Raw genomic sequence first — 13,161 nt, 5'->3', positions numbered from 1 at the left:
TGAACGAAGGAGTTCAGCATGGCAGCTGAAGACATCAAAAAGGGCCTTGCCGGCGTCGTGGTGGACTACACCGCCGTCTCGAAGGTCAACCCGGACACGAACTCGCTGCTGTACCGCGGGTATCCCGTCCAGGAACTCGCCGCCAAATGCAGCTTCGAAGAAGTTGCCTACCTGCTGTGGAACGGCGAACTGCCCAACGAATCGCAGCTCGCCGAATTCACGGCCCGCGAACGCGCAGGACGTGCCCTCGATCCCGTCGTCAAGACGGTCATTGATACCCTGCCCACCACGGCACATCCCATGGACGTCTGCCGTACGGCAGCGTCCGTGCTTGGCGCCAGGCACGAACTGGCCGAGGATTCCTCACCCGAAGCCAACATGAAGAAGGCCATCGACCTCTGGGCTGCCATGCCTGCTGTCGTGGCGTACGACCAGCGTCGCCGGCGCGGCCAGGACGTCGTGGAACCACGCGAAGACCTCGACTACTCGGCGAACTTCCTGTGGATGACGTTCGGCGAAGAACAGGTTCCCGAAGTGGTTGAGGCGTTCAACGTCTCGATGATCCTTTACGCAGAACACTCCTTCAACGCCTCCACCTTCACCGCCCGCGTGGTCACCTCCACCCTCGCGGACCTGCACTCGGCCGTGACCGCCGCGATCGGCGCTCTCAAGGGTCCGCTGCACGGTGGTGCCAACGAGGCCGTCATGCATACCTTCGATGAGATCGGCATCCGCAGCGAAGAATCGCTGGACGAAGCAGCATCCCGGGCGAAGACCTGGATGGAAAACGCCTTGGCACAGAAAAAGAAGGTGATGGGCTTCGGGCACCGCGTGTACAAGCACGGCGACTCCCGGGTACCCACTATGAAGGCCGCGCTGGACAAGATGATTGCGCACTACGGCCGGCCCGAACTCCTGGGCCTTTACAACGGCCTTGAACAGGCCATGGATGAGGCGAAGGCGATCAAGCCCAACCTTGACTACCCGGCCGGCCCCACGTACCACCTCATGGGCTTCGACACGCAGGCGTTCACTCCCCTGTTCGTGGCCAGCCGCATCACGGGATGGACCGCGCACATCATGGAGCAAGTAGCTTCGAACTCCCTCATCCGCCCGTTGAGCGAATACAACGGCCCGGAAGAGCGGCACGTGCCCTAAGTTTTGCGACCTTAAAGCAGAAAAGTACGACGGCGGTCCGGTCACCGTGAGGTGACCGGACCGCCGTCGTCCGAGGTACTAAACCGGACCCACCCAAGCCTCGGTGCGGACGTCCGCCACGTTTTCGTTGTCGGCGGCCAAGGCGACGCGCACCGCGATACGCTGCCCGGAAATCATGGCCGGCAACCAGTGCTCAGCGTCTGCCCACATACGTTCCACGGGAAGGCGGTCAACAGGGAACCAGGCGGGCGCGATCTCCACGCTTTCGATGGGCTCCCCGTCCCAAGCGCGGGTGAGGAACACGGTAGTGGCCATGTTCCACTCGGGCCTGGCCGGAAAAACAAAATCAACTGTCCCTGCCGGAACAAGGTCCTCCGGTGCCACGACGACGCTGATTTCCTCCATGACCTCACGACAGGCAGCCTGCTCTGCAGTTTCGCCCTTTTCCAGGTGTCCTCCGACGCCCACAACCTTGCCGCGGCCGAAGCCTGTCTTCTTGGTGCCGAGCAGCACGTACTCACCGTCCGCGGCATTACGAAGGAGGAAGCACAAAGTCACCTGGGCTGCAGTCATGGTGACTACCTTAACCTGTACTCCCGCAGCCATGGCCACCATTGCTACAGTGAGCCCATGAGCGAAGGCGTGGGTGACGTGGGCGCCGTCGTGGGCGACGTCGATGAGGTACCTGAGGCGTCCAACAAAGGCGGGGCCGCTGCCCTGACACCCGGCACCGGTACGACAGAACGGGACAGCTGGCTTCCGCAATGGCTCGTGGCCCAACCGCTTTACGCGGGCTGGGCCTGGACGGTCCTGTGGGCCGGCCTCATTGTCCTGGACGAGGTGGTGGATCTGGCTGGCTGGACCTGGTACCTGCTGGTCCTCGCCGCCGCATTGCCCACCTTGATCTCAACTTTGGTGGTCCTCTATGCCACGCCACGCCGGCACCTCAAGGCAGTGGACGCGACGGTCCTGGGGCATTTCTTTGTCCGTTTCCTGGCGCTCGTCGCAGCCTTCATGGTCTGGGCGGCCTCGGTGGTCATGAGCGCATCGATCTCCACCACCGTGCAGTCCGTGATCGGTGACTCGGAGAAGGAAGTCACGGCGCTCGGGTTCAACCTGATGCTTGCTGCCGTTCCGCTGGTTCTCTCCGTGCTCTGGATGGCGTTCATTGTCAGGTGTGCATGGTTCCTTCGGCGGCTCCGCGGCTGGCGGCAAACACCGGTCAAGACCCGGGTGCCCAAGAAGTTCCTCAAGGGACGCCCCAGGCTCAAGCGGGTAGTGGTTGGCCTGGCCCACCCCGGGCTGTTGCTTGTCGCGGGTCTGGGGACCTCTGTGCTGGCCCTGTTTATCGGGGCCGCCGAGTTCACGCTCAACGTCATCGGGTAGGCGCGGCGCCGGAATGATGTAGGCGGCGGAATGGTGTACTAGCCCAGTGCCCTTGGGTGGGCCGCTGCGTAGATTTCACGCAGAGTGTCCGCTGTGACCAACGTGTAGACCTGCGTGGTGGTCACTGACGCGTGCCCCAGGAGTTCCTGCACCACCCTGACGTCCGCTCCCCCTTCAAGCAGGTGGGTGGCGAAGGAGTGCCGCAGGGTGTGTGGTGAAACATCCTTGGTGATATTGGCTTTCTCGGCCGCTGCCTTGAGGATGGTCCAGGCGCTCTGCCTGCTGATCCGGCCTCCACGGGCATTGAGGAACAGCGCCGGAGTCCCTTTACCTTTGGCTGCCAGTAAGGGCCTGCCCCTGACGACGTACGCACCAACAGCCCGGGCGCCGTAGGAACCCATGGGCACCAAGCGCTCCTTGGAACCCTTGCCGAACAACCTGACGATCGCGGGTTCACCCCCGGAGTCCTCGAGGGATACGTCGTCCACGTCCAGGCCGACGGCTTCGCTGATTCGGGCACCCGTGGAATAGAGGAACTCAAGGAGCGCGCGGTCCCTGAGTCCGGTGGGCGTGTCCGTGCCGGCGGCCTCCAGTATCCGCGTGACTTCGCCTACACTGATCGCTTTCGGGAGCCTCTTGCCCGGCATCGGTGGGTGGACATCGCTGGCGGGGTCCGTCGTCGTGGTTCCTTCCAGCGCCCAAAACTTATGCAGGCCGCGGACGGCCACCACTGTCCGCGCTGCGGAGCGGACGCCCAGCGCCGCTGCGCCGTCCGAGCCATCGGACAACGCCTGGACGAATGCCGTGACGTGATGGCGCGTGATGTTGCCGGGACGCTCGATCCCTTGCGCAGCCAGGAAGTTCGAGTACCTTGCGAGGTCGCGACGGTACGCGGCCAACGTGTTCGCTGCCAGCCCCTTTTCCACACCCACGTGCTGCAGGTAGTCGGTGACAGCCCGGTCAATGGCAGTGAGGGTGCGGGCAGGCGCCTCCGCCATGCTCAGCGCTGGCTCGGATGTGCGGGCCAGGGCGCGTTCGCAGGACGGAGCTTGGTGAATCCATCGGCCTTCGCTGCTGCGACCGCAAGGATGCCCAGCACCGCCGAAGGGTTGTGCAGCCGGCCCTCGAGGACGGCTTGGACGGCATCTTCCAGCGGGACCCACTGAAGCTCGATCTCGGCCTCTTCGTCAGTCCTGACGTGCCTGTCCGCTTCCGGAACGTCCGTGATCCCGCGGGCCAGGTAGATCCGTACCGCTTCGCTGGAAGAGCCCGGTGAATTGAAGAAGTCCACCAGGACATTCCAGGTAGCCGCAACCAGGTCCGCTTCCTCGGCCAACTCCCGCGCTGCACCGACCACGAAATCTTCGCCTTCGACATCCAGCAACCCGGCCGGGATTTCCCACAGGTCCATGCCCACCGGATGCCGGTACTGCTTGAGCAGCAGGATCTCGCCGTCCACGTTCATGGGAAGGACAGCGACGGCGCCCGGATGGTCAATGTAGTCACGGACCAGGGTGTCCGTGTCTTCGCTGAGCTGGAACGAGTCACTGACCACGTCCCAAATGCGGCCTTCGTAAACCTTGTTGGTAGACAAAAGACGGCGCGGGCTCGGCATGTCCGAAACCTGCCTTGATGTGCGGGGGGTCTCAGAGATACCGGGCATCGCGCCGTCCTTCGCTAGTACGCTTATTTACTTGGCCGCTACCGCGCGGGCACCGGTCTTCGTTGCCACCGGTGCGCCTTCGCGACGTTCCAGGGCAGCCTTGACCAGGCCTGCGAACAGCGGATGCGGGCGCGTGGGACGGGAGCTGAGCTCCGGGTGCGCCTGCGTTGCAACATAGTACGGGTGGACTTCGCGGGGCAGCTCCACGTACTCCACGAGCTTGCCATCGGGAGAGGTACCGGAGAACACCAGGCCCTCGGCAGCAATCTGCTCGCGGTACTTGTTGTTGACCTCGTAGCGGTGCCGGTGGCGTTCGCTGACCGTGGTGGTGCCGTACGTCTCGGCAATGACCGAGCCTTCGTCCAGTTTGGCTTCGTAGAGGCCCAGGCGCATGGTGCCGCCGAGGTCTCCCTTGCCGTCCACAATGTCCAGCTGCTCTTCCATGGTGGCGATGACCGGGTACTTGGAATCGGGCTCGAACTCGCTGGAGGAAGCCCCTTCCAGGCCAACCACGTTGCGGGCATACTCGATCACCATGCACTGCAGGCCCAGGCACAGGCCGAGGACGGGGAGCTTGGATTCGCGGGCGAACTTCAAAGCACCAAGCTTGCCTTCGAGGCCACGGATCCCGAAGCCGCCGGGAACGCAGATGGCGTCCACGCCGGCCAGGGACTTGGTGGCACCCTCAAGGGTTTCGCACTCGTCCGAAGGCACCCAACGGATCTTGACCTTCGCTTCGTTGGCGAAGCCGCCGGCACGAAGGGCTTCAGTCACCGAAAGGTATGCATCCGGAAGGTCGATGTACTTGCCCACCAGGGCAATCTCGACCTCGTGCTTGGGGTTGTGGACAGCTTCAAGCAGCTTGTCCCACTTGCTCCAGTCGACGTCCTTGAACGGCAGGTCCAGTGCACGGACGATGTAGGAGTCCAGGCCCTGCGAGTGCAGTGTCTTGGGAATGTCGTAGATGCTGGGAGCGTCAGCGGCGTTGACCACGGCGTCGATGTCGACGTCGCACATGCGGCCGATCTTCTCGCGCATGGCCTCAGGCACCTCGCGGTCCGAACGGATCACGATGGCTTCCGGCTGGATACCAATGGAGCGGAGGGCTGCCACGGAGTGCTGCGTCGGCTTGGTCTTCAGTTCCTGCGAAGGGCCAATGTACGGCACCAGCGAAACGTGAAGGAAAAACACGTTGTTGCGGCCCACGTCCTGGCGGACCTGGCGGGCCGACTCAAGGAACGGCTGCGACTCGATGTCGCCCACGGTGCCACCGATTTCGGTGATGATGACGTCCGGAGCGTTCTTGCCCTCGGCGGGCAGGCGCATGCGGCGCTTGATTTCATCGGTGATGTGCGGAATGACCTGCACCGTGTCTCCGAGGTATTCGCCGCGACGTTCCTTGGCGATGACCGTGGAGTAGATCTGGCCGGTTGTGACGTTGGCCGAACCTTCGAGGTTTTCATCGAGGAAGCGCTCGTAGTGTCCGATGTCGAGGTCGGTTTCGGCGCCATCATCCGTCACGAATACTTCGCCGTGCTGGAAGGGGTTCATCGTGCCCGGATCCACGTTCAAGTAGGGATCGAGCTTCTGCATTGTTACAGACAAACCGCGTGCCCGCAGGAGGTGGCCGAGGCTGGAAGCCGTCAGACCCTTACCGAGCGAGGACGCCACACCACCGGTGACGAAGATGTGTTTGGTCGTCTTGGACGAGCCCGGGAACCGGGAATTTACACGGGAATTTGATCGCTGCACCACGGAATTCGAGCTTATCATCAATTACGCCTTCCAAGCGTCTGTTCGGATTCCCCAAATGGTCAATAGTTGCCCAGGACTGCCGGGCAATCAAGAGCCACCGGGGTTTGGAGAGCGGCGATGTGATGGTGCTCGCACTGCCCGTCGCGGTGTTCAAGCCCGCTGCGGCAGGAGTTTCGCGTCGTCCAACAATTCCTGGGCATGTGCCTGCGCGGACTCGGAGTCTTCTTGCCCGGCCAGCATCCGGGCAAGTTCCTTAACCCGTTCCTCCTCGCTGAGCAACTGAACGTCACTGGAGGTGAACCCGGTGGTGGTCTTCCCGTCAGATCCCCGCACGGAGGTTTTGGTGACACGGATGTGCTGATCGGCGAATGCCGCCACCTGCGGCAGGTGGGTCACCACCAGCACCTGGACGTGGCGGGCCAGCATGGCCAGCCTGCGTCCAATCTCGACGGCGGCACGGCCACCCACGCCTGCGTCCACCTCATCGAAAACAAAGGTCGGAACAGGGTCCACTGCCGCCAGCACTACTTCGATGGCCAGCATGACCCGCGAGAGTTCACCACCGGACGCTCCCTTACCCAGCGGCCGGGCAGGGGCGCCCGAATGCGGCTGGAGGAGGAAAGCGATCTCATCGGTACCCCACGGGCCCAACACGCCGCTGCCGTCCACCTCGATGACCAAGGTAGCGTCTGCCATGGCCAAGGCCTTCAGTTCGGCGCTGACGCGCCCTGAGAGGTCCTTGGCAGCCTTGAGGCGGGCTTTGCTGATTGCTGCTGCCTGCTTCCGGAGGGTGGCCTCCGCGGATGCCACCTCTGCGTCCAGGGACTCGATCCGGCTTGAGTCGTCCTGAAGCTCATCCAGCCGCGTCCGCGCCGTGGCAGCCCACTCCAGCACCTCGTCAATGCTCGGGGCATATTTACGGATCAGCTTGGCCAGCGCCGCCCTGCGGTCCTCGATTTCGGACAGCCGTTCGGGCCCTTCCGTATCCAATGCGGCCTGGTAGCTGGACAGGTCCGCGGCAATGTCATTGAGCAGGAACCCGACCTCCGCCAGCCTTGCAGCGGCAGATCTCAGCTCCTCATCATGATCAGCGACGTTCTCCAACGTTCGCTTGGCTGCGTCAACCATGGACGTGGCGTCCCCAGCGTCACCGAATTCCTCGGCGATGAGGGATTCATGGGCGGCCGCGGCCGCCAACCGGAGTTCTTCGACATTCGCCAGCTTCACAGCCTCGGCCTTAAGGGTTTCGTCCTCGCCAGGCTGCGGATCAACGTCATCTATTTCCGTGAGGGCAGCGTCCAGGGACTCCGCCTCACGGAGCCGTTCACGGGCCTCGCTGCGCAAGGTATCAAGTTCGGCCTGGATCGCTTTCCAGTGGTTGTACAGCTCCTGGTACTCCCCCAGGCTTTTTGCCAGGGGCGCACCGGCAAAGCGGTCCAATGCATGGCGTTGGGCTGAAGCACTCTTGAGCCGGATCTGGTCCGATTGCCCGTGGACCACCACCAGGCTCTCCCCCAGCTCGGCCAGCACCCCCACAGGTGCCGCGCGCCCGCCAACGTATGCCCGGCTGCGGCCGTCGGCACCAACGGTACGGGCCAGCAACAGTTCAGCCACGCCGTCGAACTCCTCAGCCTCACCGCCGGCCTCTTTGGCGCGCTCCACGGCGCTGTGCGCCGGATCAAGCTTCAGTACGGCCTCGGCGGACGCGGACTTGGCGCCGCTGCGAACAGCCCCGGCGTCAGACCGGGCACCGAGAAGAAGCCCGACGGCGGTCACTACCATGGTTTTACCGGCGCCGGTTTCGCCCGTCACGACGCTCAGGCCGGGGCCCAACGGCAGGGCGGCATCGGTGATGACGCCGAGGTCACGGATTCGGAGTTCTTCAAGCATGGTTCACTTCGCATTCGTGGGTTCGGAGGGTTCACCGTGCCCTGGGTCCCGCGGGCTGGGCAAAGGTGCCGGTGACAGCGTCCTGATCACCGGGATGGGGCCAGTGTGGACTTCGCCCCTGCGGGGAGCCGGGCCACGCCAGCCATGGATGGGAAGCTCGAACTTGCGCACGAGCCGGGCCGAGAACGGAGTCTTGTGTGTGCGGGCGAGCCGCACCGGAGTAGCTGAGCGCGTCACTTCCACGCGCGCACCCGGAGGCAGATCCACAGAGCGTCGCCCATCGCACCAGAGCACGCCCAACGCATCCGTCCGGTTCATGATTTCGACGGCCAGCTTGGAACGCGGCGAAACCACCAGGGGCTTGGCGAAGAGGGCGTGCGCGCTGATCGGAACGATGACCAGGGCTTCAACCTCCGGCCACACCACGGGACCACCCGAAGAGAACGCATAGGCTGTGGAACCCGTAGGAGTCGCCATGACCACGCCATCACAGCCGAACGACGTCAAGGGCCGCTCATCCACCTCCGTGACAACCTCCAACATGCGTTCGCGGTTGGCTTTTTCGATGGCGGCCTCGTTCAAAGCCCACGTGTGCCAAATCTTCTGGCCCTTGATCCAGACCTGGACGTCGATGGTCATGCGTTCTTCCACCGTGTACTGCCGGCTGGCGATCCACTCGACCGTTTGGGCGAGGTCGGCCCGTTCACTTTCTGCCAGGAAGCCCACGTGCCCCAGGTTGACCCCAAGCAACGGCACATCAACCTCCCGGACCAACTCGGCCGCGCGAAGGATGGTGCCGTCACCGCCCAAGACCATGACCAACTCCACGTCCTCCAGGCTGACGTGGTCATTAAGGATCTCGATCGGGGTATCCAGGGCGCCGAAGAACCGCTCGATATCGGCAAGCTCAGACTTTTGGAGCACGGGAACCAAGCCTGACGAGTGCAGCTGCGTACACGCATCCCACGCTGCGCGGAGCGATTCCTCCCGCCCTGTGTGGGCAAGGACCAGTACACGCCTGCTCATCGGGTTCTGCTTTCTAGTGGTTCGGCCAGAGTTTCTCGATCAACGCGGCAACGGCTGCGTCCCGCTCTTCGATCTTAGGCAACACCGCAGACATCCTGCGTTTCATCCACAGGAAGTATTCAACATTTCCGTCCTGGCCAGGCAATGGACTGGCCGCCAGGTCCTGCAGATCCAGCCCGGCGTCCACCGCAGCACGGGCCACCTGGGCAACCGCCCGGCGTCGTTCATTCTCCGAGGTGACCACTCCCGACCGGCTCAACCGCTCCTTGCCAACCTCGAACTGCGGCTTCACCATCAGGACCATGTCGCCACCGGGTTCAGTGCATTGGGCAAGGGGGTAGACCACCAGCGTCAACGAAATGAAGGACAGGTCCGCGACCGTCAGTTGTGACGGTCCGCCGATCTGTTCGGGCGTCATGTACCGGACGTTAAGGCCCTCATGGACGTCAACCCGGGGGTCCTCGCGCAGGTACGGGACCAACTGGCCGTGCCCGACGTCCACAGCCACCACCCGCGCGGCCCCTTGCCTCAGCAGCACGTCGGTGAACCCGCCGGTGGAGGCACCGGCGTCGAGACACCGCTTGCCGGCAACCACGACGGCGGGAAACGCCTTAAGCGCGCCGTCCAGCTTATGGCCGGCGCGGCTGGCGTAGATGTCCTCGAGGTGGGCTTCGACAATGAGTTCCGTTGCCGCGTCGACGTGGAGGGCAGCTTTAGCCAGGACCGTGCCGCCGGAACTGACCTTCCCGTCGCTGATGAGTTTGGCAGCGTGGGTCCGGGACCTCGCCAGCCCACGGGAGACGAGTTCCTGATCAAGTCGTGCCATGTGCTAGCTGTCGCCTTCCGGGCGGTTGTTCGAAGGTGCTGACGGCAGACCTGGTTCAGCATCCAGGGCTTCCAAGAGGGAGTCGTGGATGCCGGCGTACAGTTCGCCGTGGCCAGAAACCGGCGACTCCGCAACGTCCGCTAACAGGCCGAGGGCTCTGTCCACCAATGCGTCACCTGTCGGCGTCGTGTCGGCGGGCCACTGGACTACCGCATCCGCCTCAGGCACGGGGGCATTGCTGGGTTCGGTCATCGCACCAGTCTAGTGACTTTGCCATTCCAGCTTTGGAGCCTTCGCCACGTCGGACTCCGGAACGGCAGCCCACCAAGCGGCACACGCCGCCCGCCAAGCATCGATGTCCGCCTCGTCCCCGGTAACAGTGACCGTGCCGTCGACTGCAACTGCGGACGCTGCACCGCAACGGAACGCACCGTCCTCGCTCAGGACCTCCGGGTAAGGGACATAGAGCCCTTCCAGATCCGCCAACAGGTAGTCGGGGCGCTCATCCGTGCGCGCAGCCAGAATGGTGTGCGTGGTATCCACGCCGGTGAGGACAGCCGCCGTCGCAAATCCTGCGCGGTTGCCGCCCAAAATGTCCGTGTCCAAGCGGTCGCCCACCACCAGGGGACGATCCGCGTTAAGCCGCTTCGCGGCAGCATGGAAGAGCGGCGCCTCGGGTTTGCCGGCCACCAAAGGCGTCTTGCCCGTAGCGGCAGCTACCGCGGCGACGAGGGTTCCGTTGCCCGGCGCCATGCCCCGGGCCTGCGGAATCGACATGTCAGTGTTGGTCGCGAACCACATGGCTCCGCTGGCCACCACATACGAGGCCTCGGCCAGATCCTTCCAACCGATCTCCGGATTGAAGCCCTGCACCACAGCTACAGGGTCCTCGTCTGCGCTGTGCACGGGCTTGAGGCCAACCAGCTCGATCTCATGGGCCAGTGCTGCGCTGCCTGTTATCAGGACATGCGCCCCCGCAGGCAGCATGGAGGCAAGAAGCTCCCCTGCTGCCTGGGAGGAACTGACCACTTGATGGTCCTCAGCCGGAGCGCCCAGCTCACGCAAATGCGCGGCGACCTGGGCGGGGGTCCGTGAAGCGTTGTTCGTGACGTAACCCAGGCCAACACCCACGGTCTCGAGACGCTTCAAGGACTCCACGGCTCCAGGGATGGCGTGCGGTCCTGCATAGACCACGCCATCCAAATCGGAGAGGACAGCATCAAAGGATGAGATCAGCGAATCAGCCATTCCGGGAGTCGGCGTTCTCGTCGTCAGACTCTTCGTTGCCAGTCTCGTCAGCCTGGTCCGCCTCGTCCGCCTCCGCGGAATCGATATCCGACTCGGCATCGTTGGACTCAAAGTAGTCCGACTCAGCGTCATCGAGTTCGACCTCGTCGTGCTCAACATCCGCTGCCGTCGCCTCGACGATGACCGTCTCAGCGTCAGGCTTCACGACGTCGGCGTCCCGGACCGGCTTCTCGAAGCGCGGCTTACGCGCGGCTTCTTCTTCCCGCTCGTCCCAGCCCAGGTCAACAATTTCGGGTTCAGCAAAGTCCCCGACGCCCAAGGCATTCTCGGCAACCAAGGCCTGGCGGGCCCACTTCCCGGACTCCTCAGTGCGGCCCACTGCGGCCAAAGCCTCTGCGTAGGCGCGGAAAAGGCGCGGGCTGTACGAGAACGCCCTGTTAATGTCCAGCTGCGGGATCTCCAGTTCGCTGACAGCAGCGTCCAGCTGGTCCAGGTCCGCACGGGCGCCCGATGCCACAATGGCAAGCTCCACCTTGCCCGGAGCGTCAAGGTCCTGCGCCTCAGGAGAGCGAACCATATCCAGGGCACGGTCCGGACGGCCCAGGCCACGCTCACAGTCAGCCATCACCGGAAGGTGGACGTTCGAACCACTGATGCGGCGGTAGGTGCGGAATTCACGCAGAGCCTCACCATAGTGGCCGGCAGCGTAGGCCGTCAGCCCGACAGCTTCACGGACCACAGAGAGACGTCCACCGCGACGGCTTGCAGCCAACGCGTGCTGGAAAGCAAGCTCAGGCTCAATGTCGATCAGGCGGCCAGCCATGACCAGGTGCTTTGCAACCCAGCCCGCGCTCTGCTCCTCGAGGGTCTTGATCTGGTGGCCGGTGGCGCGGTCAAGTTCTTTGCCCGTAACGTCGTCGTCGATCTCCGGGGAACGTTCGCGGTCAGGGCGGTTCGCGCTGCGGATGTCCTTGGCGTTGGGAACCCGCGCCGGACGCTCTTCCCAGGAGTTGCCGCGGTCGCTGCCGAACGAGCGGCGGTCGCCATCACGGGCCGGACGGTCACCGAACGGCTTCCGGTCGCGGTCACCGTCGCGGCGGGGGCCATCGAAGTTCCGCGGGCCGCGCTCAGGACGATCACCGAACGGCTTACGGTCACCACGGTCATTGTTGAACGGACGGCGCTCACCATCACGAGCGGGACGATCACCACGATCACCAAACGGCTTACGGTCGCCGCGATCGTTGTTGAACGGACGGCGGTCGCCACCGTCGCGGCGGGGACCATCGAAGTTCCGCGGGCCGCGCTCAGGACGATCACCGAACGGCTTACGTTCACCACGGTCGTTGCCGAACGAGCGGCGGTCACCATCACGGGCCGGACGGTCACCGCGATCGTTGTTGAACGGACGGCGGTCGCCACCGTCGCGGCGGGGACCATCGAAGTTCCGCGGGCCGCGCTCAGGACGATCACCGAACGGCTTACGGTCACCACGGTCACTGCCGAACGAACGGCGCTCACCATCACGAGCCGGACGATCGCTACGATCACCGAACGGCTTACGGTCACCACGGTCACTGCCGAACGAACGGCGCTCACCATCACGAGCCGGACGATCGCTACGATCACCGAACGGCTTACGGTCACCACGGTCATTGTTGAACGGACGGCGCTCACCATCACGGGCCGGACGATCGCTACCGAAGGAACGACGCTCCCCATCACGAGCCGGACGATCGCTACCGTCGCGGTTGTCCCTGGAGCGGAATCCGCGAGGATCCCCACCGGAGTTGTTGTTGGGGCGGTACGAACCTCGGTCGTCCCGGTTCCCGCCGTAGTTTCCGCGATTGCCGCCGCGGTTGCCGCCGTTGTGCTCAGCCATGGTGGATTCCTCCTGTTGCGAGCCGACCACTGGCGCGTGCGTAGTCGCTCATAACCCGTATTTCGTTGTCACGCCGCCGGCAGCCCTAGGGTACCGACTCGTTTGTCTTATGCAATTCTATTCGACGCCGCCATGGCGACAGTACGTCCGGAGCGACTAAAGGGTCCGTGGTGGCAAGTCTCACAGCCATGTGTTGGGTGGTTAAATGTGGGAGACCCCCCGACCCGTGTGGGTTGGGGGGTCTCGACCTTAATGGTTGTCCGGCGGTGTCCTACTCTCCCACACCCTCCCGGGTGCAGTACCATCGGCGCTGTGGGTCTTAGCTTC

At 64.0% G+C, this 13,161-nt stretch carries 13 protein-coding genes; 3 read left to right on the top strand and 10 right to left on the bottom strand.

All coding sequences use genetic code 11. The features are described from left to right. The first annotated feature begins 18 nt into the window (after nucleotides 1–18). The gene (locus LRQ04_RS11995) at nucleotides 19–1,158 is read left to right on the top strand and encodes a bifunctional 2-methylcitrate synthase/citrate synthase (protein ID WP_235520393.1); all 1,140 of its coding nucleotides are present in this window, start codon (nucleotides 19–21) and stop codon (nucleotides 1,156–1,158) included. Nucleotides 1,159–1,236: 78 nt separating this feature from the next. On the opposite strand, the gene LRQ04_RS11990 is transcribed toward LRQ04_RS11995, so the two are convergent. Further along, nucleotides 1,237–1,731 (bottom strand): 8-oxo-dGTP diphosphatase, encoded by a 495-nt coding sequence (locus LRQ04_RS11990; RefSeq protein WP_235520392.1) that lies wholly within the window; start codon nucleotides 1,729–1,731, stop codon nucleotides 1,237–1,239. A gap of 57 nt (nucleotides 1,732–1,788) precedes the next feature. Here LRQ04_RS11990 and LRQ04_RS11985 point away from each other — a divergent pair, with 57 nt between their 5' ends. Continuing rightward, nucleotides 1,789–2,544: a hypothetical protein gene (locus LRQ04_RS11985; RefSeq protein ID WP_235520391.1), complete on the top strand. Its 756-nt coding sequence runs from the start codon at nucleotides 1,789–1,791 to the stop codon at nucleotides 2,542–2,544. Nucleotides 2,545–2,582: 38 nt separating this feature from the next. On the opposite strand, the gene xerD is transcribed toward LRQ04_RS11985, so the two are convergent. The 9 genes from xerD to LRQ04_RS11940 all read right to left on the bottom strand — a co-directional run bounded on the left by xerD (nucleotide 2,583) and on the right by LRQ04_RS11940 (nucleotide 11,775). Further along, entirely contained in the window at nucleotides 2,583–3,542 is a 960-nt protein-coding gene (xerD, locus tag LRQ04_RS11980; protein ID WP_235520390.1) for a site-specific tyrosine recombinase XerD, read from the bottom strand. Between the two features lie 2 nt (nucleotides 3,543–3,544). Next, a complete protein-coding gene (locus LRQ04_RS11975) occupies nucleotides 3,545–4,207 on the bottom strand; it encodes an NUDIX hydrolase (RefSeq protein WP_235520389.1) in 663 nt (220 codons plus the stop codon). Nucleotides 4,208–4,234: 27 nt separating this feature from the next. After that, the gene (locus LRQ04_RS11970) at nucleotides 4,235–5,980 is read right to left on the bottom strand and encodes a CTP synthase (RefSeq protein WP_235520388.1); all 1,746 of its coding nucleotides are present in this window, start codon (nucleotides 5,978–5,980) and stop codon (nucleotides 4,235–4,237) included. 132 nt (nucleotides 5,981–6,112) lie between these two features. Beyond that, entirely contained in the window at nucleotides 6,113–7,852 is a 1,740-nt protein-coding gene (gene recN, locus LRQ04_RS11965) for a DNA repair protein RecN (RefSeq protein ID WP_235520387.1), read from the bottom strand. A gap of 3 nt (nucleotides 7,853–7,855) precedes the next feature. Next, complete coding sequence (locus LRQ04_RS11960; RefSeq protein WP_235520386.1) at nucleotides 7,856–8,878, bottom strand: NAD kinase; 1,023 nt, start codon at nucleotides 8,876–8,878, stop codon at nucleotides 7,856–7,858. 13 nt (nucleotides 8,879–8,891) lie between these two features. Next, nucleotides 8,892–9,704 (bottom strand): TlyA family RNA methyltransferase, encoded by an 813-nt coding sequence (locus tag LRQ04_RS11955; RefSeq protein WP_235520385.1) that lies wholly within the window; start codon nucleotides 9,702–9,704, stop codon nucleotides 8,892–8,894. A 3-nt stretch (nucleotides 9,705–9,707) separates the two neighbouring features. Then, nucleotides 9,708–9,956 carry a hypothetical protein gene (locus LRQ04_RS11950; protein WP_235520384.1) on the bottom strand — a complete coding sequence of 83 codons (249 nt, stop codon included), beginning with the start codon at nucleotides 9,954–9,956 and terminating at the stop codon, nucleotides 9,708–9,710. Nucleotides 9,957–9,965: 9 nt separating this feature from the next. Then, nucleotides 9,966–10,952: an HAD-IIA family hydrolase gene (locus LRQ04_RS11945; RefSeq protein ID WP_235520383.1), complete on the bottom strand. Its 987-nt coding sequence runs from the start codon at nucleotides 10,950–10,952 to the stop codon at nucleotides 9,966–9,968. Further along, a complete protein-coding gene (locus tag LRQ04_RS11940; protein ID WP_235520382.1) occupies nucleotides 10,945–11,775 on the bottom strand; it encodes a hypothetical protein in 831 nt (276 codons plus the stop codon). The genes LRQ04_RS11945 and LRQ04_RS11940 overlap by 8 nt, the downstream gene beginning before the upstream one ends. 6 nt (nucleotides 11,776–11,781) lie before the next feature. Between LRQ04_RS11940 and LRQ04_RS11935 the strand changes: the two genes are divergently transcribed. Beyond that, nucleotides 11,782–12,888, top strand: a complete 1,107-nt coding sequence (locus LRQ04_RS11935) for a hypothetical protein (RefSeq protein ID WP_235520381.1) — start codon at nucleotides 11,782–11,784, stop codon at nucleotides 12,886–12,888. Nucleotides 12,889–13,161 lie beyond the last annotated feature (273 nt).

The organism is Paenarthrobacter sp. AR 02 (assembly GCF_021538675.1).
GTDB lineage: Bacteria > Actinomycetota > Actinomycetes > Actinomycetales > Micrococcaceae > Arthrobacter.
Note: the sequence above shows the minus strand (reverse complement) of the source record. Positions and strands in the feature narration are given on the sequence as shown.

Bases quoted from the DNA above. Each gene is read 5' to 3' on its own strand.
- LRQ04_RS11995 (WP_235520393.1), top strand. From the start codon at position 19: ATGGCAGCTGAAGACATCAAAAAGGGCCTTGCCGGCGTCGTGGTGGAC.
- xerD (WP_235520390.1), bottom strand. From the start codon at position 3,542: ATGGCGGAGGCGCCTGCCCGCACCCTCACTGCCATTGACCGGGCTGTC.
- recN (WP_235520387.1), bottom strand. From the start codon at position 7,852: ATGCTTGAAGAACTCCGAATCCGTGACCTCGGCGTCATCACCGATGCC.
- LRQ04_RS11970 (WP_235520388.1), bottom strand. From the start codon at position 5,980: ATGATAAGCTCGAATTCCGTGGTGCAGCGATCAAATTCCCGTGTAAAT.
- LRQ04_RS11985 (WP_235520391.1), top strand. From the start codon at position 1,789: ATGAGCGAAGGCGTGGGTGACGTGGGCGCCGTCGTGGGCGACGTCGAT.
- LRQ04_RS11940 (WP_235520382.1), bottom strand. From the start codon at position 11,775: ATGGCTGGCCGCCTGATCGACATTGAGCCTGAGCTTGCTTTCCAGCAC.
- LRQ04_RS11990 (WP_235520392.1), bottom strand. From the start codon at position 1,731: ATGACTGCAGCCCAGGTGACTTTGTGCTTCCTCCTTCGTAATGCCGCG.
- LRQ04_RS11960 (WP_235520386.1), bottom strand. From the start codon at position 8,878: ATGAGCAGGCGTGTACTGGTCCTTGCCCACACAGGGCGGGAGGAATCG.
- LRQ04_RS11955 (WP_235520385.1), bottom strand. From the start codon at position 9,704: ATGGCACGACTTGATCAGGAACTCGTCTCCCGTGGGCTGGCGAGGTCC.
- LRQ04_RS11975 (WP_235520389.1), bottom strand. From the start codon at position 4,207: ATGCCCGGTATCTCTGAGACCCCCCGCACATCAAGGCAGGTTTCGGAC.
- LRQ04_RS11945 (WP_235520383.1), bottom strand. From the start codon at position 10,952: ATGGCTGATTCGCTGATCTCATCCTTTGATGCTGTCCTCTCCGATTTG.
- LRQ04_RS11950 (WP_235520384.1), bottom strand. From the start codon at position 9,956: ATGACCGAACCCAGCAATGCCCCCGTGCCTGAGGCGGATGCGGTAGTC.